This window comes from Chryseobacterium gossypii (assembly GCF_041361455.1).
In the GTDB taxonomy this organism is placed as follows: domain Bacteria; phylum Bacteroidota; class Bacteroidia; order Flavobacteriales; family Weeksellaceae; genus Chryseobacterium; species Chryseobacterium gossypii.
Genome location: NZ_JBGCUR010000003.1, coordinates 39,586 through 57,439, shown reverse-complemented (window position 1 = coordinate 57,439; position 17,854 = coordinate 39,586). Strand labels below are relative to the sequence as shown.

At 40.3% G+C, this 17,854-nt stretch carries 18 protein-coding genes; 12 read left to right on the top strand and 6 right to left on the bottom strand.

The annotated features are described in order from the left end of the window. Nucleotides 1–4: 4 nt before the first annotated feature. The 3 genes from ABMQ40_RS03480 to ABMQ40_RS03470 are packed head-to-tail and all read left to right on the top strand — an operon-like array spanning nt 5 to nt 3,192. Complete coding sequence (locus ABMQ40_RS03480) at nt 5–700, top strand: hypothetical protein (protein ID WP_370896592.1); 696 nt, start codon at nt 5–7, stop codon at nt 698–700. After that, complete coding sequence (locus ABMQ40_RS03475) at nt 690–1,238, top strand: LptE family protein (protein WP_370896590.1); 549 nt, start codon at nt 690–692, stop codon at nt 1,236–1,238. Before ABMQ40_RS03480 ends, ABMQ40_RS03475 begins: the two co-directional genes overlap by 11 nt. 1 nt (nt 1,239) lies before the next feature. Further along, nucleotides 1,240–3,192: a DUF8458 domain-containing protein gene (locus ABMQ40_RS03470; protein ID WP_370896588.1), complete on the top strand. Its 1,953-nt coding sequence runs from the start codon at nt 1,240–1,242 to the stop codon at nt 3,190–3,192. Nucleotides 3,193–3,233: 41 nt separating this feature from the next. Here the strand turns inward: ABMQ40_RS03470 and ABMQ40_RS03465 are convergent, their stop codons facing one another. The 4 genes from ABMQ40_RS03465 to ABMQ40_RS03450 form a co-directional block, all read right to left on the bottom strand. Further along, complete coding sequence (locus ABMQ40_RS03465; protein ID WP_370896586.1) at nt 3,234–3,839, bottom strand: DUF4126 domain-containing protein; 606 nt, start codon at nt 3,837–3,839, stop codon at nt 3,234–3,236. Between the two features lie 125 nt (nt 3,840–3,964). Beyond that, nucleotides 3,965–4,333 carry a ribonuclease P protein component gene (gene rnpA / locus ABMQ40_RS03460; RefSeq protein WP_370896584.1) on the bottom strand — a complete coding sequence of 123 codons (369 nt, stop codon included), beginning with the start codon at nt 4,331–4,333 and terminating at the stop codon, nt 3,965–3,967. Continuing rightward, nucleotides 4,333–5,058, bottom strand: coding sequence for a tRNA threonylcarbamoyladenosine dehydratase (locus ABMQ40_RS03455; RefSeq protein ID WP_370896582.1), 726 nt, complete (start codon nt 5,056–5,058; stop codon nt 4,333–4,335). Before ABMQ40_RS03455 ends, rnpA begins: the two co-directional genes overlap by 1 nt. Then, nucleotides 5,051–5,677 (bottom strand): TatD family hydrolase, encoded by a 627-nt coding sequence (locus ABMQ40_RS03450; protein ID WP_370896580.1) that lies wholly within the window; start codon nt 5,675–5,677, stop codon nt 5,051–5,053. The genes ABMQ40_RS03455 and ABMQ40_RS03450 overlap by 8 nt, the downstream gene beginning before the upstream one ends. A 97-nt stretch (nt 5,678–5,774) precedes the next feature. Here ABMQ40_RS03450 and ABMQ40_RS03445 point away from each other — a divergent pair, with 97 nt between their 5' ends. The 8 genes from ABMQ40_RS03445 (at nt 5,775) to ABMQ40_RS03410 (ending at nt 14,086) form a co-directional block, all read left to right on the top strand. Beyond that, entirely contained in the window at nt 5,775–6,404 is a 630-nt protein-coding gene (locus tag ABMQ40_RS03445; RefSeq protein WP_370896578.1) for a TetR/AcrR family transcriptional regulator, read from the top strand. Nucleotides 6,405–6,502: 98 nt separating this feature from the next. Then, the gene (locus ABMQ40_RS03440) at nt 6,503–7,498 is read left to right on the top strand and encodes an outer membrane protein assembly factor BamD (RefSeq protein WP_370896576.1); all 996 of its coding nucleotides are present in this window, start codon (nt 6,503–6,505) and stop codon (nt 7,496–7,498) included. A 41-nt stretch (nt 7,499–7,539) separates the two neighbouring features. After that, nucleotides 7,540–7,863 carry a DNA-directed RNA polymerase subunit omega gene (locus tag ABMQ40_RS03435; protein ID WP_370896574.1) on the top strand — a complete coding sequence of 108 codons (324 nt, stop codon included), beginning with the start codon at nt 7,540–7,542 and terminating at the stop codon, nt 7,861–7,863. Nucleotides 7,864–7,980: 117 nt separating this feature from the next. Continuing rightward, nucleotides 7,981–9,186, top strand: coding sequence for a bifunctional phosphopantothenoylcysteine decarboxylase/phosphopantothenate--cysteine ligase CoaBC (gene coaBC, locus ABMQ40_RS03430; protein ID WP_370896572.1), 1,206 nt, complete (start codon nt 7,981–7,983; stop codon nt 9,184–9,186). Between the two features lie 38 nt (nt 9,187–9,224). Then, a complete protein-coding gene (gene porD, locus ABMQ40_RS03425) occupies nt 9,225–10,130 on the top strand; it encodes a type IX secretion system protein PorD (protein WP_370896570.1) in 906 nt (301 codons plus the stop codon). Between the two features lie 78 nt (nt 10,131–10,208). Beyond that, entirely contained in the window at nt 10,209–11,858 is a 1,650-nt protein-coding gene (locus tag ABMQ40_RS03420) for a DNA repair protein RecN (RefSeq protein WP_370896568.1), read from the top strand. 49 nt (nt 11,859–11,907) lie between these two features. After that, nucleotides 11,908–13,371, top strand: coding sequence for a DUF5687 family protein (locus ABMQ40_RS03415; protein WP_370896566.1), 1,464 nt, complete (start codon nt 11,908–11,910; stop codon nt 13,369–13,371). 1 nt (nt 13,372) lies between these two features. Beyond that, nucleotides 13,373–14,086: an ABC transporter ATP-binding protein gene (locus tag ABMQ40_RS03410; RefSeq protein ID WP_370896564.1), complete on the top strand. Its 714-nt coding sequence runs from the start codon at nt 13,373–13,375 to the stop codon at nt 14,084–14,086. Between the two features lie 111 nt (nt 14,087–14,197). Here the strand turns inward: ABMQ40_RS03410 and ABMQ40_RS16710 are convergent, their stop codons facing one another. Then, nucleotides 14,198–14,392 carry a bacteriocin-like protein gene (locus tag ABMQ40_RS16710; protein ID WP_442340150.1) on the bottom strand — a complete coding sequence of 65 codons (195 nt, stop codon included), beginning with the start codon at nt 14,390–14,392 and terminating at the stop codon, nt 14,198–14,200. Nucleotides 14,393–14,656: 264 nt separating this feature from the next. Beyond that, nucleotides 14,657–16,051 carry a class II fumarate hydratase gene (gene fumC, locus ABMQ40_RS03405; RefSeq protein WP_370896562.1) on the bottom strand — a complete coding sequence of 465 codons (1,395 nt, stop codon included), beginning with the start codon at nt 16,049–16,051 and terminating at the stop codon, nt 14,657–14,659. 136 nt (nt 16,052–16,187) lie between these two features. Here fumC and ABMQ40_RS03400 point away from each other — a divergent pair, with 136 nt between their 5' ends. After that, nucleotides 16,188–17,795, top strand: a complete 1,608-nt coding sequence (locus ABMQ40_RS03400) for a fumarate hydratase (protein WP_370896560.1) — start codon at nt 16,188–16,190, stop codon at nt 17,793–17,795. The last annotated feature ends 59 nt before the right edge of the window (nt 17,796–17,854 follow it).

Sequence of the window (17,854 nt, the reverse complement as noted above, 5' to 3'; positions counted from 1 at the left end):
AAAAATGCTAAAAGTTCAAGCAAAGCCCATCGATTTTAAGTTTAATGAATACATCAGTAAAGGAGTTGACCTCTTAAAAAAAGATTTCGGAAATGTTTTCCTGGCCTTCTTTTTCTGCATCGTAATGTCAATCATTCCTTTCTGTAGCTTTTTAGCGGTAGGGAATTTTTATAAATATTGCAGAAGGCTGAATAAAAGGCAGCAGGCCAGCCCGGGTGATATTTTCAATTTTGATGATTTTACTCCTTACTTTATTTTGCAGTTGATCCTGATTGGGGGAATATTTCTGCTTTATATCCCTATGTTTATCATGATACCGGTTCTGACCGGAGAAAACGGGGAGCCGTCTACTGCTTTCTTTGCTTTTTTTATCCCTTATCTGGTTATATTATCCCTTGCAATTCTGATAATTACACTTAAAGGGTTCTATATTCCCGCTTTAATTTCGTTCGGGGGGATAAAGGAGGTGAAAACAGCCTGGAATATGTCCGTTATAATGGGGAAAAATAATTTACTGTCAATATTCTTATTCTCGCTTGTAATAAGCATTATTGGGCAACTGGGAATCCTGCTATGCGGGATTGGTATTTTCTTTACCTTACCATTGGTGTACACAGCCCATTATTTTGCTTATGAAGATGCCATGCAGCAGATAGAATATGATGAAATAAAAGAAATAGGATCAAAAAATGAATATTAATATTAAAAATATCACTAAAAAACTGAAATTAAGCTGGCTGTTTATAATATGCCTGGGGTTTCTGCATTCCTGCTATAGCTTTACAGGATCATCCTTAACGGACGAAAAAACGGTTCAGATCAATGAATTTCCCAACAACGCTGCATTGGTAAATCCCGCCTTATCACAACAGTTTTCCACTGATATCCAAAACCGTTTCCTGCAGAGGACAACTTTAAAAGGAACCAAAGAAAACCCTGATATCCTGATAGAGGGAGAAATTACGGACTATTCCATTACCCCTACAACGATCAGTTCAAATACAACGACTACGTCTACAGGAGGAGTTATCAACGAATCCCAGAATAAACTAACGATCACCGTAAAGGTGCATTACGAAAATAAATTACACCCGGAACTGAGCTTCGACAGAACATATTCTGATGAGGCTGTCTTCAACAGCAGCCTGTCGCAGAGTGACATTGAAACCTCTCAGGTGAAAATTGTAACTGAAAGAATTATCAATAAAATATTTAACGACATTGTAGCAAACTGGTAAAATGAATCCTAGAGTCTTAGAATTATTGAAAAACCCTAAAAACATTCAATCAGAAGATCTTTATCTTTTGAAAGAAGAGATTAATTCTTTTCCCTATATTCAGAATATCAGAGCGTTGCATCTGTATGGTGTACACCTGTACGATAAGGAGAACTATCAGAAAGAGCTTACTACAACAGCAGCTTATACCACGGATAAAAAGATTCTGTATCAGCTGATCAACGGTAAAATACAGCAGAAGCCCAAAACCGAGATAGTTACGGAAAAGCCTGGAATGGCTAAAAATACCTTTAAATACATTTATGAAAGCAAAGGCTTTCCCATCAAAAGAGAGGAGAAACAGCCCAAAGCCCAAAAAGAAGCATGCTACGTCCTACCAGCCTCTCAAACAGATATTAAATATGTGTATGTAAATGGTGAACGTAACAGGATTTTATTCGAAGGAGAAGAAAACTTCCTGCTGGAGGCAGCCGAGGTCATTGATGTGGAATCTACTTTAGAATCAGGAACTCTGGTAACGCAACGGAAACAGGAAAAACCTAAGTTCCAGGACGATAATCGGGAAAATGATTTTGAAAATCAGAAAGAAGTTTCCGGTACCCCTGAAACCATTATCGAAGAAGATAAAATTTCTTCCACAACAGAAAAAGAAGAAATCACCGATACATCAGAATTAAGTTTTCAGGAAACGGCATCTTTCCTGCCTGAAGTGAATATTCCGGCAGCTGCTGAAAAAGATACTGAGGAAAGTGGAAAAGAAAACCGCAGAGAGGACGGACCCGCTTCCCCGAGTGCCTCAGAAGCAGATGAGATCTCTTCAGGCGAAGAAAAACAATCTCCTCGTGATAATGGGGAGCTGAGTTTTCATGGGCTGGACTCCTTTATGCCGGAGGTGAAGATCCGGTCTAATGCGGAACAGGCGATAAAGTCTGAGTCTCAGCGAACGGAAAATGTCAACAGGCATGAGGAGGAAATGAGACGTCTGATAGAAGAAGTTGAGAAAAAAATGAAGGCTGGGAAGGCTGTTGCTCAGAAAGAAATGAAAAATGAGCCTGAGGCTGAGGGCCATGAGATCAGCTTTGCAGAAACTCAAAGCTTCCATGTTGCATCTGCTGAAGAAAAAGCTGAACAAAAGCAGGAAACAGAGAAACCTGAAGAAGTAAAACCGGAAAAGCACGACGAATCTGTACAGCAGGTGGAAAAAATGGAAGCCGTTGCAGAGGTCAGATCTTCATGGAAGCCAATGAATATTGAAACCCATATCCCGGATTCCCTTATTGATAAACCGGCACATGCGGAGCCCCGGAAGGTTGAGGCTTCTCCGGAAACAAAACCGGAACATACAGCAATTTTACCTGAAATAAAAGATCTTCCGGACCTCAAGGAAGACAGGTCTGAAGAATTTGTAACAGCAGACGGCCTGAAGGAAGATCCGCAAATGGTGGAATCCCGAGAAGGTCAGAATGAGGCCCCGGTAATGAATGTTTCTTTCTTTAGCTCAGATATTTCGAGCTGGACGATCCAGCCGGCAAAAGAAGAAGGCGAAGGTGTTGAGAAAGAAACCGGAAAAAGTACTGTGGAGAAGCCGGAAAAAGCCCCGGCCGTCAGCAATGTCCCTGGATTCATCAATACCTGGCAAAACTGGCTTAAGATAGACAGGTCTGAAAAAACCGGAAAGGAAAAAGTGGAAAATAAATTAAAGGTAATCGATACCTTTATTGAAAACAATCCGAAGATCAGCCAGTTAAAAGAAGAAAGCAATTATGTGATCAAAGAGAAAACTGACGATATTTCGCATCTGATGACGGAGACACTGGCTAACCTTTACTTTGAACAGAAGCTATATGCGAAAGCGATAAGAGCCTTTGAAATCTTAATAGATAAAAATCCTGACAAGAAAGAATATTTTGAAAAAAGAATACAGGAAATAAAAGATTTCCGTAATAAAAATTAATGAAAAATATACAAGGCTGAATCAGTTCAGCCTTTTTATTTTCAGGTATGATCAATCATATCCTGATTCCTTAGCTTACGCCAGGCTTTTCTGCCAATAACAACAACCAGTATTACAAGAATAATTGCACAAATAGCAGCGATAACCGGAGCTGCCAGGGCTAAAAAAGACATTACTCCCGCTCCTGCGGTCTCGGTGGTTCCTACCACGGAGTTTCCTAAACCTCCTGTGGTAGCCGTAGATGCTGCCCGGATCCCGGCAAATCCCGAACTGATGGTAGCCGCCGTACCCCCACCTGCAATCAGAGCCAATGCCCATTGCGGGAATGTTCCAAGATCAGTAAACTGGCTGGCAAAAAGTATGGAGCCCGCAATAGTGGCCATAGGTACTGAAATCGTATCCAGTAAATGATCAACGAACGGGATATAATAGGCCAGAATCTCCGCAACAGTTGCTATTCCGGTGGTAATAAGTGCCGGAAGGCCCGCGAGCCATTCAAAATGCTCATTCATGGGGATCCAGTGAAGATAAGAAGCCAGACTCACGGCAAACATAGGAAGGAATACTCTGAAGCCCGTTGCGGCAGCCAGGCCAATGCCAATGAACAGGCTAAGCACATAGGGTAAATAGGGAACATGATCTAACATTTTGTTTCAGATTTGGTTGTTTCCCATAAAGTTACAAAAACTATGCAAGATTCTGAGTATGTATCTGATCAGATAAAATTATATTGCTAAAAGTATCAGCCGTTTATTGTTATACCCTGCAGGGATCATGCTTTTTTCTGAGACTGGCAAAGTTTCACAAACTCGGCTTCAACATCCCGAAGCTTCTCCGGCATATCAGAAGATACCCAGAAAAGCATAGCCAGCGTCCTTTCCCCGAAAGCTTCCCTGAACAGATCCTTATGCAGGCGGTAGCATTCCCTTAAGAGCCTTTTTATCCGGTTTCGGTGAACCGCTTTTTTGAAATACCTTTTGGAAACAGAAACTCCGAATTTCGTACTTTCTGCAGGATCGTTTTTAAGAACAATCATCCTCAGCTTTCCACAGGTTTTCCATTTGCCCTTCTCAAAAAGCAAAGTGATCTCGGAATTTTTTTTAAGCTTTTCTTTCCGGGGATACTTGAATTGGTTCTGCATTAATCCTTTTTTACTAAATGATTAATCACTTCAGCTGCAGCGTAAAGGCCGAAAATAGCGGGAATAAAACTGATGGTCCCGTAAAAGGATTTTTTAAAGTTGCTTCCGTCCGTCATTTTAAGGCTTTCCTCTTTTTGGAGCTCATTTGAAAAAACGCACCGGATGCCTTTATGGATTTTTTCCTTTTTAAGTCTTTTCCTTACCTGTTTGGCCAGGTAGCAGTTATGGGTTTTGCTGATGTCCCTTACCATTACTTTGCTTGGATCTGTCTTTCCCCCGGCTCCCATCGAGCTGATAATCTTAATCTTCCTTTTTTTGGCAGCCTTGATCAGGCAAAGCTTGGGGGTAACACTGTCAATACAGTCAAGAACATAGTCAAACTTGCCTGAGTCCAGCACTTCATCCATTCGCTCAGGATTCAGAAATTCATTGATCCCGGTCAGGTTCAGTTGAGGATTAATGTCCAGAAGCCTTTCCGCAACAATTTCCACTTTATGCTTTCCTACAGTTGAGTGCAAAGCGGGTAGCTGCCGGTTGATATTGGTAATATCTACGGTGTCACCATCCACAACGGTCATATTTCCTACACCTGCCCTTGCCAGGAATTCCGCGGCAAAAGAACCTACACCACCGAGGCCAACCACGAGGACACTTGCCTTATTCAGCTTTTCCAAACCCTCTTCCTTGATGAGAAGTTCCGTCCTTTCCAACCAGTATTTATCCATTTTTTATAGTCTCTAAATTGTCCAAAATTTGATCATTGAGCTTTTCCAAAGAAACACCCTTTATTACTGAAGCTTTCAGGTACAGTTCTTCAATATTGAAATCTTCATTGTCGGTCTCTAAAAAGATTTTGTCCAAGGGAGTAATTCTCAAAGTATTCTGCAAAGATAAATTATACAAAACAGCTTTTCCAAAACTCAGATAAAAATTATTCTTCAGCAGATCTTCGGCAATACTTTGCTTTTTATTGAATCCATGAATGATCATTGCCTGTTCTGCCTTTTTTCTGAAGGAGATTATCTCATAGAATCTTCTTACACAATGGATGATTAAAGGCTTCCTTATCTCATTGGAGATTTTAACCTGCCTTGAGAAAACACCCTGTTGGTCTTCCAAACTGACCTGAACAAAGGAGTCCAGACCGCATTCTCCGATAGCAAAGCAGTTTTCCGTAATATTGGATCCCAGCCAGCTGAATTGATCTTCAAGATGATCCATATCGATGTCTTTCGGGTGAATCCCGATGGAATAAAGCTGATCCGGTGGGGTGGCTCCTGTTTCGAGGTTATAAATTCCATAAGAGATATTTTTCTTATGATGATGAAAATCAAAAAAATCCATATTCAAAAATACTATTATTTGGGCTTACCCTAAAATCATTAAACGAACGTTTATTTGTTTGTTAAAAAATTCTTAACTTTACTCAAAGTACGCTGCAATGAAAAAGAAATTTACAGAAAAACAGATCCATATTTTAGATATTGCTGAAGAGCTTATCGCGAAAAAAGGATATGAAGGTACCTCTGTAAGGGATATCTGTTCCAAAGCTAACATTAACGTTGCCATGATCTCATATTATTTTGGGTCTAAAGAAAAAATGATGGCTTACCTTTATCAGTACCGGGTATTGAAAACCAGGGAAAACTTTTCTGAGTTTGCAGATACCATCAAGGACGGGAAGCCTGAAATGCAGATGAAGGAGATCATAAAATATATTGTTGCCCAATTGTTTAAATATAATTACTTCCATGGTTTTGTAACCCAGGAGCTGCGTCATACGGATAATTTGAAAGATGAGCTGCTGGATTTTTACCAGCTGTTCGTTAAAAAACTCGATGAAGTAATTAAAAAGGGAGTTGCATCCGGAGTTTTTACATTTACACCGAAGCCCGAAGATATTCTTACCACCATCATCGGCTCTACATTATTTGTGATCCGGAATAAGAATTTCTATGAGCTGTATGTTCCGAGCAAAAGTGAGGAAACTTATGCGAAAGAGGCGGAAAAAAAGGTAAGAATGAATCTCTTGCTCAGTGTTTTTGCCATTCTGGGATACGCTGCAGACTAAAATTACGTTAAATAATCATAAAAAAAAATCTATTGGCAAAAAAGTTATATTTTTGCAAATTAATAGATCGGAAAAATCCGAAAACTGTTGAATTTTTTATGAAAAAATATATTTTAGGTCTTTTGGCGGTTGCTGTGGTTTCATCATGTGTGAGCCAGCAGGAGAGAGCAATGAAAAGTGCAGATAAAAATTTTATTTTGAAAGCTGCCAATGACAACTTTGCCAAAAAGAAATGGAAGAATGCTCTGGCATTGTATGACAGGCTTGCTAATCTGGTGGCGGGAACAGATGATTTCCCGAATGTAGGCTTTAATACGGCATACGCAAATTACTATGATAAAAACTACAAGTTGGCAGGGCATCAGTTCAAGAGTTTTGCCGTAAGTTTTCCTAAAGATCCAAGAGCGGAAGAAGCGGCTTATATGTCTGCATTATGCTACTATGAAGGATCAATGGATTATAACCTGGATCAGTCCAGCACAGAGCTGGCAATTAATGAGCTTCAGGACTTTTTGAATAATTATCCGAATTCTGAAAGATCTAAAAATATCAACCAGCTGATAGACGAATTATCATACAAGCTTGAATTTAAAGCCTACGAAAATGCCAGACAATATTTTAAAATGGCTGAATATAAGGCGGCCAATGTGGCATTGGAAAACGTACTGGAAGATTTTCCAAGTACAAAGCTTCGTCCGAAAATTTATGATTATATCATGAAATCCCGTTACCAGCTTGCCGCCAATTCGGTATATGACCTGAAAGAAGAACGTATAGAAAGTGCCCTGGCCTTTACCAGACAGGTGGAAAAAGAGCTTCCTAATACGGAATATGCCAAAACCGCTTTAGACCTTAGACAAAAACTGGAAAAAGAAAAAACGGATTTTGCCGTAGTTAAAAAACAGACCGAAGCCAAGATGGCTGCCCTTACAGCAAGACAGAAAAAGGAAGCTGAAAAATTGGCAGAAAAGAGCAAAACGGAACAGCAGATGAAGGATCAGGTAGATGCAGAGAAAAAGGCATTGCAGATCCAGAGGGATAGCGCGGTGCTTCAGACCCCTCCGCCGGCAGCTACTTTCAAAATTCAGAGATAATTCGTAAATTTGCCATCTTAAAATAAATTAATATTCTCAAAATGAGTGTAAAAGATACAAAAGCAGAAGTAAATACCATTACTTACGATAGAGATAAGATTGAAGAAAAAGTAGGCTCAATCTATGAAGCTATTGTTATCATGGGAAAGAGAGCTGAGCAGATCAATGCGGAAATTCGTACAGAATTACACAATAAACTGGATGAGTTTGCCGTACACAATTCTACATTGGAGGAGGTTTTTGAAAACAGGGAACAGATTGAGATCTCCAAACATTACGAAAAGCTTCCGAAACCAACTTCCATAGCGATTGAAGAATGGTTGAACGATGATATCTATTTCAGAAAAACAGACGACAGAAAATAATCATTTGTGTTTTTTATATATGAAGGTCATAAAGAAACTTACTTCTTTATGACCTTTGTTATTGTCTGTTTATAAGAAAAAATAAGTATTTTAGTATTCTTTTAAAATCGATTTTGAATGAGCCTTTCAGGGAAAAAAATACTCATTGCCATTTCCGGCGGAATTGCGGCCTATAAAATTCACTTTCTGATAAGGGATTTTGTGAAAAAAGGAGCGGAAGTACAGGTAATTATGTCTCCCGATGCGGAACATTTTGTAACCAAACTCAGTATTTCCACCCTGTCTAAAAAGCCTGTTTATACAGATTTTTATGGGGATAACGGAACGTGGAACAGCCATGTGGAAATGGCTTTATGGGCAGATGTGATGATTGTGGCGCCCTGTACGGCAAATACGCTGGCTAAAATGGTTCACGGGATCTGTGATAACCTGTTGATAGCCACTTATATGTCGGCAAAATGCCCGGTGTTCATAGCCCCGGCCATGGACCTGGATATGTACCGGCATCCGTCAACCAAACAAAATCTGGAGCTGGCGGAAGATTTCGGGAATTTTATTATCCCTGCTGAAGAAGGGGAATTGGCAAGCGGACTGATTGGGCAGGGCAGAATGGCTGAGCCGGAAACGATAGCCAAAACAGTTGAAGATTTTTTCAATACGCATAATACACCTAAAACCCTCGAAGGAAAAACGGTTTTGATCACTGCGGGGCCTACTTATGAGGCCATAGATCCGGTAAGATTTATAGGGAACCATTCCTCAGGCAAAATGGGGTACTCCCTGGCCGGAGAAGCAGCTAAAAGAGGTGCCGGGGTGATCTTAATTTCAGGCCCCAGCTCACAGGTCATTAAAGATACTAATGTGGAGCTTCACAAGGTGACCTCAGCCAGGGAAATGCTGGCAAAGGTTTTTGAATTTTATGATAAGGCGGACATAGGCATTGCAAGTGCGGCTGTAGCAGACTATGCTCCCAAAGAAGTTGCCCTGGAAAAAATCAAGAAAGATGATGAGAACCTGATTATTGAACTGGTTAAAAACCCGGATATCCTTAAAACGATGGGAGAAAAGAAAACTCATCAGTTCCTGGTTGGTTTTGCTCTGGAGACCCAGAATGAAGAAGAAAATGCAAAAGGAAAACTGGAAAAAAAGAACCTGGATATGATCATTCTTAATTCCCTTCGTGACGAGGGGGCAGGGTTCAGGAATGACACGAATAAAATAAAGATATTCACCAGAACGGAAAAAAAGGAGTTCGGTCTGAAATCTAAGGATGAAGTTGCAAAAGATATCTTCGATTTTGTTGAGTCCCAGCTTTTAAAATAAATTTAATAAATTTCCGTTCTCAATTTTTAATAAACATAATGAAAAAATTCATCAGCTTATTTTTACTGCTTTTTGTATATAACATCTCTTTTTCCCAGGAGCTTTTGGCTACCGTTCAGGTAAACTCCCAGCAATTGGCGGGAAGTAATCAGCAGACCTATAAAGCTTTGGAGAAAAGCTTAAAGGATTTTATCAACAATACAAGCTGGACAGGGAAAAAGCTTTCGAACTTTGAGAAAATTAAATCAAATTTCGCAATCGTTATCACTTCAAAAGATGGGAACAGGTATGCGGGAACCCTGGTTGTTCAGGCGGTCCGGCCGGTTTATAACACTTCTTATGAATCTCCGCTGATGAACCTCCAGGATACAAAATTCTCATTTGATTATGTAGAAAATGAGAACCTTATCTTCAATGAAAGACAATTCTCAGGTAAAAACCTCATAGATGTGATCAGCTTTTATGTATATCTGATATTGGGTTATGATGCAGACAGCTTTCAGTCTATGGGAGGAACCCAATGGTTCCAGAAAGCCCAGCAGATCGCTCAGAACGGACAGTCTCAAAATACTTACGACGGGTGGAAACAGTTTAATGAGCCCCGAAGCAGATCTATTTTGATCAGTGAAATCCTGAATCCTAACATGGCCCAGCTGCGCTCCTCTTTTTATACCTATCACAGGGCCGGGCTTGACAATCTTTATAATCAGGACCAGACGGGTGCTAAAAAAGCGATCTTTGATGCCCTTATGCAGCTCAAAATGTATGAAAACTCGTTTCAGCAGAATTATTTTTTCAATCTGTTTATCGATAACAAAAGTGATGAGATCTTCAATATTTTCAATTCCGGAAATAACGGGGGAATAATACTGAATGATCTGAAACAGCTTATGATCATGTTTGCGCCCAAGTATACCGAGAATAAGTGGAACCAGTGGAAATAATAAAAGCTTAATTTCAATTCTTGAATTCTGAATTCTAAGTTCTATATTTGCAGTACCTAAAGTAATCTGCTATTATCAATGCTTTCGAGAATTTATATTAAAAACTTTGCCCTTATTGATACCCTGGACGTATCATTGCACAATGGTTTACAGGTAATCACCGGGGAGACAGGGGCAGGAAAATCCATTATTCTTGGGGCCCTGAGACTTATTTTAGGAGAAAGGGCTGATGTGAAGTCCATTTCAAATACAGATGAAAAAAGCATTGTAGAAACAGAATTTTCATTAAACAACCAGTTCAAGAAATTCTTTATTGAAAATGATCTTGATTATGAACATCAGACCATAATCCGGAGGGAGATTTTACCTTCGGGGAAGTCAAGAGCCTTTATCAATGATGTGCCGGTGACACTGGACGTACTCAAAGAGCTTTCTTCACAACTTGTCGATATCCATTCACAGTTTGAAACCTCAAATCTGTTTACTTCGGAATACCAGTTTAAAATTATTGACGGGCTTTCTGAAAACAGACAGATCATAGAAGAGTACCAGAATGAGTATTCTGATTTCCAGAGTTTAAAAATTCAACTTAGAAAACTTAAGGATCAACTTTCCGAAACCACTAAAGAAAGCGATTACAAGGAATTCCTTCTGAATGAACTTGAAGAGCTGAAGCTGGATGATGTGGATTATGAGGAGCTGCAGGATCAGCTTTCTGTTCAGGAAAATGCTGAAATGATCTCTGAAAACCTTGCCCAGATTTTAGCAAGATTCCACCAGGAAGAAATCGGGATTTTATCTTTTTTTAATGAAGCCAAGAACAAGCTCTCAAAAATCTCGGAAGTTTCAGGTAGTTTTGCCGAACTGGATAGCCGCCTTGAGGCATCATTCGTAGAATTAAAGGATATCATTGCAGAACTTGAAGATGAAGCTGAAAAAATAGAAATAAATCCTGAAAACCTGGCCTCACTTTCTGATCTGAACAATAAGATCAATCTTTTATTCCTTAAGCATAATGTTTCTGATATTAATGCATTGAAAGAGATCAGAGATCAGTTGGCCGGAGAACAAAAAGGAGCATCTGAGCTGGAATCTAGCATTGCAGAGATCGAGAAAAATATTTCGGCAAAGACGGAGACACTTCAAATCCTTGCAGGCAGGCTATCAGAGAACAGGAAGAAAAGCATTCCTGTTTTCGTTAAAAAAGCGGAGGAGCTGCTCAGGAAGCTAGGGCTTGAAAAGGCCAGGGTTGATATCGAACTTCAAGATACTCCGGATTTCACCTCATTCGGAAAGGAAAGCATTCAGCTGTTATTTCAGGCTAATTCAGGATTTCCCTTAAAACCGATCCAAACGGCAATTTCGGGTGGAGAAAGATCAAGGGTGATGCTGGCGGTAAAAAAGATCATAGCCGAAAATAATGAGCTTCCTACACTGATTTTAGATGAAATTGATACCGGAGTTTCAGGAAAAGTGGCGGAGGAAATCGGAAACCTGATGCGTGAAATGTCCCGGGACATGCAGCTTATTGTTATTTCTCATCTTGCCCAGGTTGCTGCAAAAGGAAATAACAACTATAAAGTGGTGAAAAAGGATATTTCCGGTAAAACACAGTCTACCATTATCCCATTAAATGATCAGGAAAAGCTTAATGAAATCGCACAGCTGCTTTCGGGAAGTAAGATTACCGAAGCGGCATTGGCACAGGCAAAAGAATTGATAGGATAAAAGCTGTAACATATTTTACGTTATATTTACTAATGTAAAAAAGTAAGGTATGTTTTTAAAGTTCCTGAGATTAGAATTCAAAAGTTTTTTTCGTGGTACTTCTGTCGGGCTCAATCTGGCCATGAAGATTTTCAGGCTGATAGGAATAGTGTATTTCATTATATGCCTGGTAGCCGGAGCTTTTCTGGCTTTCTTCTACGTACGGGAAGAAATGCACGAGGACCCGTTGAAAATGGTTTCCAGATATCTGGTTATATTGTGGATGGCCGATCTCGTGTTTAAATATCTCATTCAGCAGATGCCCACGCAGAACATCAAGCCTTTTCTTACTTTGAATATCCCGAAGAAAACTATCGTTAACTATGCGCTGGTGAAAACCTTTCTGACCCCGCTCAGCTGGCTGAATTCTTTCTTTTTTATCACATTCTCCGTGATCTGTTTTTTCAACGGATACGGCATAAAAGCCTTTTTTTGGTTTACTGGCATTTCTTTATTGTTTTACCTTAATAATTTCATCAATATCCTGTTTAATGACAATGAAAGAGTAGCCGTTATTGTGGCCTGTATTTTTGTGATATCCGGAACAGGGGCTTACTACAATATCATTCCGTTATTCACCTATTCTGAAGCATTCTTTTACAATCTGTATGAGAAGCCTTATCTGGTAATATTGCCTGTGATCCTGTTTTCGGGATTGTGGTGGATATGCTTTCGGCATGTATATAAAGAATTTTACCTTGATCAGGGTCTTGAAGCTAAAAAACAGATAGGTAAAACGGAGAACATAGCATTTTTAAATAAATATGGCGTGCTGGGGACCTTTATCAATAATGATGTAAAAATGCTGAGGAGGAACAAGGTTACCAAAGGCATTTTAATCGGAAGCTTTTTCTTTATCTTTTACGGGCTGCTGATCTTTACATCCCCCGTATATAAGACACCTTATATGATGATGTTCATGGGGCTTTTCGTTACAGGAGGCTTTCAGTTCCTGTTCGGTCAGAGAGTTCCTGCTTTTGACAGCTCCTATTACCCTTTGATGATGACATTGAATGTACCCTACAAAGAGTATCTGAAAGCTAAATGGTGGCTGATGAATATCATGACGGCTGTTTCAATTGTCATGGCCTTATTTTACGCGTACTTCGGATGGGAAATCTATTTTACCTTTTTCGCGGCAGGATTGTATAATATCGGGGTCAATTCGCAATTTACGCTTTGGTCTGGTGTTTTTAACAAGACCCAGATTGATCTTAATTCCAAGGAGAAAAGATTCGGGCAAAAAAACAGCTTCAATATAAAAGCTTTGCTGCTGCTGATTCCCAAGATGCTTTTGCCGATGGTTGTGTTTGCCGTCTCCAAATATTTTTTCGGGATGGCCGCCGGAGTTGTGAGCATTGCGCTCTTAGGGCTAATAGGATTTTTAATGAGAGAGAGGATATTTGATATCATCGTAAGACATTACAAGGTGGAAAAATACAGTACATTAGAAGCTTTTAAAAACAAAGACTGATATGATCGTTATAAATAATTTATCCAAAACATACGGAACAGCAACCGTTCTTAATATTGAAAGCCTGGAGATTCCCAATGGCGAAACTTTTGGCCTTGTAGGAAATAACGGAGCAGGGAAAACCACTCTTTTCAGCCTGATGCTGGATCTGATCCAGGCGTCAACAGGATATGTAAGCATAGACGGAATCAAAGTAAATGAATCTGAAGCCTGGAAAAACAAGGTTTCGGCATTTGTAGACGATTCATTCCTCATCGGCTATCTCACTCCGGAAGAATATTTTTACTTTATCGGGGAATTGAGAGGGCAGAATAAGGCATCAGTAGATGAATTTCTGAAACAGTTCCATGATCTTTTTAATGGTGAGATCCTGAATTCAGGGAAATATGTCCGGGACTTGTCCAAAGGAAATCAGAAAAAAGTGGGAATTGTTGGCGCAATGATCGGAAACCCTGAAATTGTCATTTTAGATGAGCCTTTTGCCAACCTGGATCCTTCCACACAGATAAAGCTTAAGAATCTAATTAAAGAGCTGTCAAAACAGGATGGAGTGACATTCCTGATCTCAAGTCATGACCTATCCCATACCACGGAGGTTTGTAACCGAATTGTCGTAGTCAACAAAGGCTTGATTGTAAAGGATACCCAAACCAATCCGGAAACCTTAAAAGACCTGGAGCAGTATTTCGCGAACCAGGTGTCAGTGAATAGGTAAAGAGCTGATGTGAACAATCTTGAAATCACTTCCGGACAGAAATAATAAAGGGACGGAAAGCAGCTTCTCGTCCCTTTCCTGAAAAAAAATATCAACTATTTACATTTTGTGTTAGAACGGTCCTTCCGTATCGCACATTTCTATTGGTACAAGACAGAATGTTGATTGGCAGGGATTTCCTGTAGGAATTTGCAGGCAACATGCGTGATAGCCATTGTAAGTGATGTGGTAAGTGTTTGCCGGACAGGTATGTCCTCCCAATACACTCTTTAAACTTTCCCGGTTCAATTTTTTCAAATTTTTCATGGTTATTTATTTTTAGGTTAGTTATTGAGTTGAGGTTTTTCAGCGGAGTATTTTATATCACTAAGTTATGAAAAAAAATAATAGCATGATATAGATTACGCAAAAAATTGTTATTCAAATAAATAGAGACTGTTAAAAATCGATAGTTCTTATTCCCTGTTATACTTTTTACGGTAGGTGTTTTGCCTATCTCTTATATTATTCCTGTGCCAAAAAAAGAGACCGTTAAGCCTCTTTTAATTATATTTAACAGCAGATAGCAGACTATTTTAAGCTTCCAACCATATCTTCCGGCCTTACCCACTCGTCAAATTGTTCGGCAGTTAACAAGCCCAGCTTTACAGCTTCTTCTTTCAGTGTTGTTCCGTTCTTATGGGCTGTTTTGGCAATTTTGGCCGCATTTTCATACCCGATATGGGTATTAAGGGCAGTAACCAGCATTAAAGATTTGTCTACCAGTTCTTTAATCCTTTCATAATTAGGCTCGATCCCCACGGCACAATGATCATTGAATGAACTGCATGCATCAGCGATTAGCTGGGCAGATTGCAGGAAATTGTAAGCCATTACGGGTTTAAAAACATTCAGCTCATAATTTCCCTGTGTACCTGCAAATGAAATAGTGGTATCATTGCCTAAAACCTGCGCACAAACCATAGTCATGGCCTCATTCTGGGTAGGATTCACCTTTCCTGGCATGATGGAAGACCCTGGCTCATTTTCAGGAATAAAGATTTCCCCGATCCCAGATCGTGGTCCGGATGCCAGCAGCCTGATGTCCTGAGCAATTTTAAATAAAGATACGGCCAGCTGTTTTAGGGCCCCGTGGGTTTCCACGATGGCATCATGGGCGGCCAGTGCTTCAAATTTATTTTCAGCCGTTACAAAAGGGTGATTGGTAAACCGGGCAATATATTCGGCTACTTTCACATCATAGCCTTTAGGAGTGTTCAGGCCTGTTCCCACGGCAGTGCCTCCCAAAGCCAGTTCGGAAAGATGGGGAAGGGTATTTCTTAATGCCCTTAAGCCAAACTCCAGTTGGGCCACATACCCCGAAAATTCCTGTCCCAGGGTAAGCGGAGTGGCATCCATCAGATGCGTTCTTCCGATCTTGACGATATCTTTGAATGCATTCGATTTTTCGGATAAAGTATTTTTTAATTTTTCAACAGCAGGGATGGTTACTTCTACAATTTTTTTATATGCCGCAATATGCATGGCGGTCGGGTAGGTATCATTGGAAGATTGGGACTTGTTGACATCATCATTCGGATGGATCTCAGATTTCTCCCCGAGCTGTCCGCCATTGTTTACATGGGCCCTGTTTGAAATTACCTCATTGACATTCATGTTGGATTGTGTTCCGGATCCTGTTTGCCAGATCACCAGGGGAAACTGGTCATTTAATTTCCCTTCCAGGATCTCATCACAAACTTTAGCGATCATATCCCTTTTTACGGCAGGAAGAACGCCCAGATCAGTATTGGCGTAAGCGGCGGCTTTTTTTAAATAGGCAAAAGCTTCGATGATCTCGTGAGGCATGGATCCCTCGGGTCCGATCCTGAAATTATTTCTTGAACGTTCAGTTTGTGCACCCCAGAATTTATCGGCAGGTACCTGTACCTCTCCCATGGTGTCTTTTTCTATTCTGTAATTCATTGTAATTGAAATTTTTATAAAAATACTGATAAACGGAGAATTTTGCAATTTATAATCATTATAAATATCAATTCGGATGACTGATTTTACTCATGTTTTTTAGGTATGTTTTATTTTTGCACAAACAAAAAATTGAATGGAATTTAGATATCAGGATCCGTATCCGATCCAGAAAGATGATACGGTATATAAGAAGCTTACCTCAGATTATGTGAAGGTGGAACAACTTGGCGAAAGGGAAATTTTAACTGTTGATCCGAAAGGGCTGGAGCTGTTGGCTGAAGAAGCCATGGCGGATGTCTCTTTTATGCTTCGCTCCTCACATCTGGAAAGCCTCAGAAGAATTATCGATGATCCTGAAGCTACGGACAATGACAGGTTTGTTGCTTACAATCTTTTACAGAATGCTGCTGTGGCTGCTGAAGGCGCTTTACCTTCCTGCCAGGACACAGGAACGGCAATTGTAATGGGTAAAAAAGGGGAAAATGTCTATACAGGGGTAGATGACGGGGAATATTTAAGCAGAGGGATTTATAATACATACCAGAAAAGAAACTTAAGATACTCGCAGGTGGTTCCGTTAACCATGTTTGAAGAGAAAAACTCAGGATCAAACCTTCCTGCTCAGATCGATATTTATGCTAAGAAAGGCGATTCCTATGAGTTTCTGTTTTTAACGAAAGGAGGTGGCTCTGCCAACAAGACCTTCCTTTACCAGAAAACAAAATCCCTGTTGAACGAAAAATCTCTTGAAGAATTTATCAAGGAAAAAATTTCGGATCTGGGGACCGCGGCATGCCCGCCGTATCACCTGGCCCTGGTGATTGGGGGAACTTCTGCCGAGGCTAACCTGGCGGCGGTAAAAAAAGCATCAGCCAAATATTACGATCATCTTCCTACAGAAGGAAACGAAGCAGGACAGGCTTTCAGAGACCTTGAATGGGAAGCCAGGGTTCAGAAGATTTGCCAGGAAAGTGCTATCGGGGCACAATTCGGAGGGAAATATTTAACTCACGATGTCAGGGTGATCAGACTTCCGCGCCATGCGGCTTCCTGTCCTGTCGGTATGGGGGTTTCCTGCTCAGCGGACAGAAACATTAAAGGAAAGATCACAAAAGAAGGTATTTTCCTTGAACAGCTGGAAGAAAACCCGAAAAGATTTTTACCGGATACTCCTCCACACCTTGAGGAAGCCGTAGAAATAGATCTGAATAAGCCAATGCCTGAGATCCTGGCCGAGCTTTCAAAATATCCGATCAAGACAAGATTAAAACTGAATGGAACTTTAATTGTTGCCAGGGATATCGCCCATGCCAAGATCAAGGAGCTTATAGACAGCGGTAAGCCTATGCCGGAATATTTCAAAAACCATCCAATATACTATGCAGGGCCTGCAAAGACCCCGGAAGGCATGGCCTCAGGAAGCTTCGGGCCGACAACGGCAGGAAGAATGGATGTATATGTGGATGAATTTCAAAGCCATGGCGGAAGCATGATCATGCTGGCGAAAGGAAACAGAAGTAAAAATGTAACCGATGCCTGCAAGAAATACGGTGGCTTTTATCTGGGATCCATCGGTGGCCCTGCCGCTATCCTGGCCAAAGAGAATATCGTATCTGTAGACGTGGTGGATTTTCCTGAACTCGGGATGGAGGCAGTAAGAAAAATTGAAGTGAAAAACTTCCCGGCATTCATCATTACCGATGATAAAGGAAATGATTTCTTTGCAGATCTCGCCCATTAATTAGTTTAAAATCAAAATAAATTATAAAATAGAGCCTTTATCTTTTGTGTGAAAAAGAA

What these genes read in the sequence shown, in the direction of transcription:
- ABMQ40_RS03480 (WP_370896592.1), top strand. Translation starts at nt 5, where the DNA reads ATGCTAAAAGTTCAAGCAAAGCCCATCGATTTTAAGTTTAATGAATAC.
- ABMQ40_RS03475 (WP_370896590.1), top strand. Translation starts at nt 690, where the DNA reads ATGAATATTAATATTAAAAATATCACTAAAAAACTGAAATTAAGCTGG.
- ABMQ40_RS03470 (WP_370896588.1), top strand. Translation starts at nt 1,240, where the DNA reads ATGAATCCTAGAGTCTTAGAATTATTGAAAAACCCTAAAAACATTCAA.
- ABMQ40_RS03465 (WP_370896586.1), bottom strand. Translation starts at nt 3,839, where the DNA reads ATGTTAGATCATGTTCCCTATTTACCCTATGTGCTTAGCCTGTTCATT.
- rnpA (WP_370896584.1), bottom strand. Translation starts at nt 4,333, where the DNA reads ATGCAGAACCAATTCAAGTATCCCCGGAAAGAAAAGCTTAAAAAAAAT.
- ABMQ40_RS03455 (WP_370896582.1), bottom strand. Translation starts at nt 5,058, where the DNA reads ATGGATAAATACTGGTTGGAAAGGACGGAACTTCTCATCAAGGAAGAG.
- ABMQ40_RS03450 (WP_370896580.1), bottom strand. Translation starts at nt 5,677, where the DNA reads ATGGATTTTTTTGATTTTCATCATCATAAGAAAAATATCTCTTATGGA.
- ABMQ40_RS03445 (WP_370896578.1), top strand. Translation starts at nt 5,775, where the DNA reads ATGAAAAAGAAATTTACAGAAAAACAGATCCATATTTTAGATATTGCT.
- ABMQ40_RS03440 (WP_370896576.1), top strand. Translation starts at nt 6,503, where the DNA reads ATGAAAAAATATATTTTAGGTCTTTTGGCGGTTGCTGTGGTTTCATCA.
- ABMQ40_RS03435 (WP_370896574.1), top strand. Translation starts at nt 7,540, where the DNA reads ATGAGTGTAAAAGATACAAAAGCAGAAGTAAATACCATTACTTACGAT.
- coaBC (WP_370896572.1), top strand. Translation starts at nt 7,981, where the DNA reads ATGAGCCTTTCAGGGAAAAAAATACTCATTGCCATTTCCGGCGGAATT.
- porD (WP_370896570.1), top strand. Translation starts at nt 9,225, where the DNA reads ATGAAAAAATTCATCAGCTTATTTTTACTGCTTTTTGTATATAACATC.
- ABMQ40_RS03420 (WP_370896568.1), top strand. Translation starts at nt 10,209, where the DNA reads ATGCTTTCGAGAATTTATATTAAAAACTTTGCCCTTATTGATACCCTG.
- ABMQ40_RS03415 (WP_370896566.1), top strand. Translation starts at nt 11,908, where the DNA reads ATGTTTTTAAAGTTCCTGAGATTAGAATTCAAAAGTTTTTTTCGTGGT.
- ABMQ40_RS03410 (WP_370896564.1), top strand. Translation starts at nt 13,373, where the DNA reads ATGATCGTTATAAATAATTTATCCAAAACATACGGAACAGCAACCGTT.
- ABMQ40_RS16710 (WP_442340150.1), bottom strand. Translation starts at nt 14,392, where the DNA reads ATGAAAAATTTGAAAAAATTGAACCGGGAAAGTTTAAAGAGTGTATTG.
- fumC (WP_370896562.1), bottom strand. Translation starts at nt 16,051, where the DNA reads ATGAATTACAGAATAGAAAAAGACACCATGGGAGAGGTACAGGTACCT.
- ABMQ40_RS03400 (WP_370896560.1), top strand. Translation starts at nt 16,188, where the DNA reads ATGGAATTTAGATATCAGGATCCGTATCCGATCCAGAAAGATGATACG.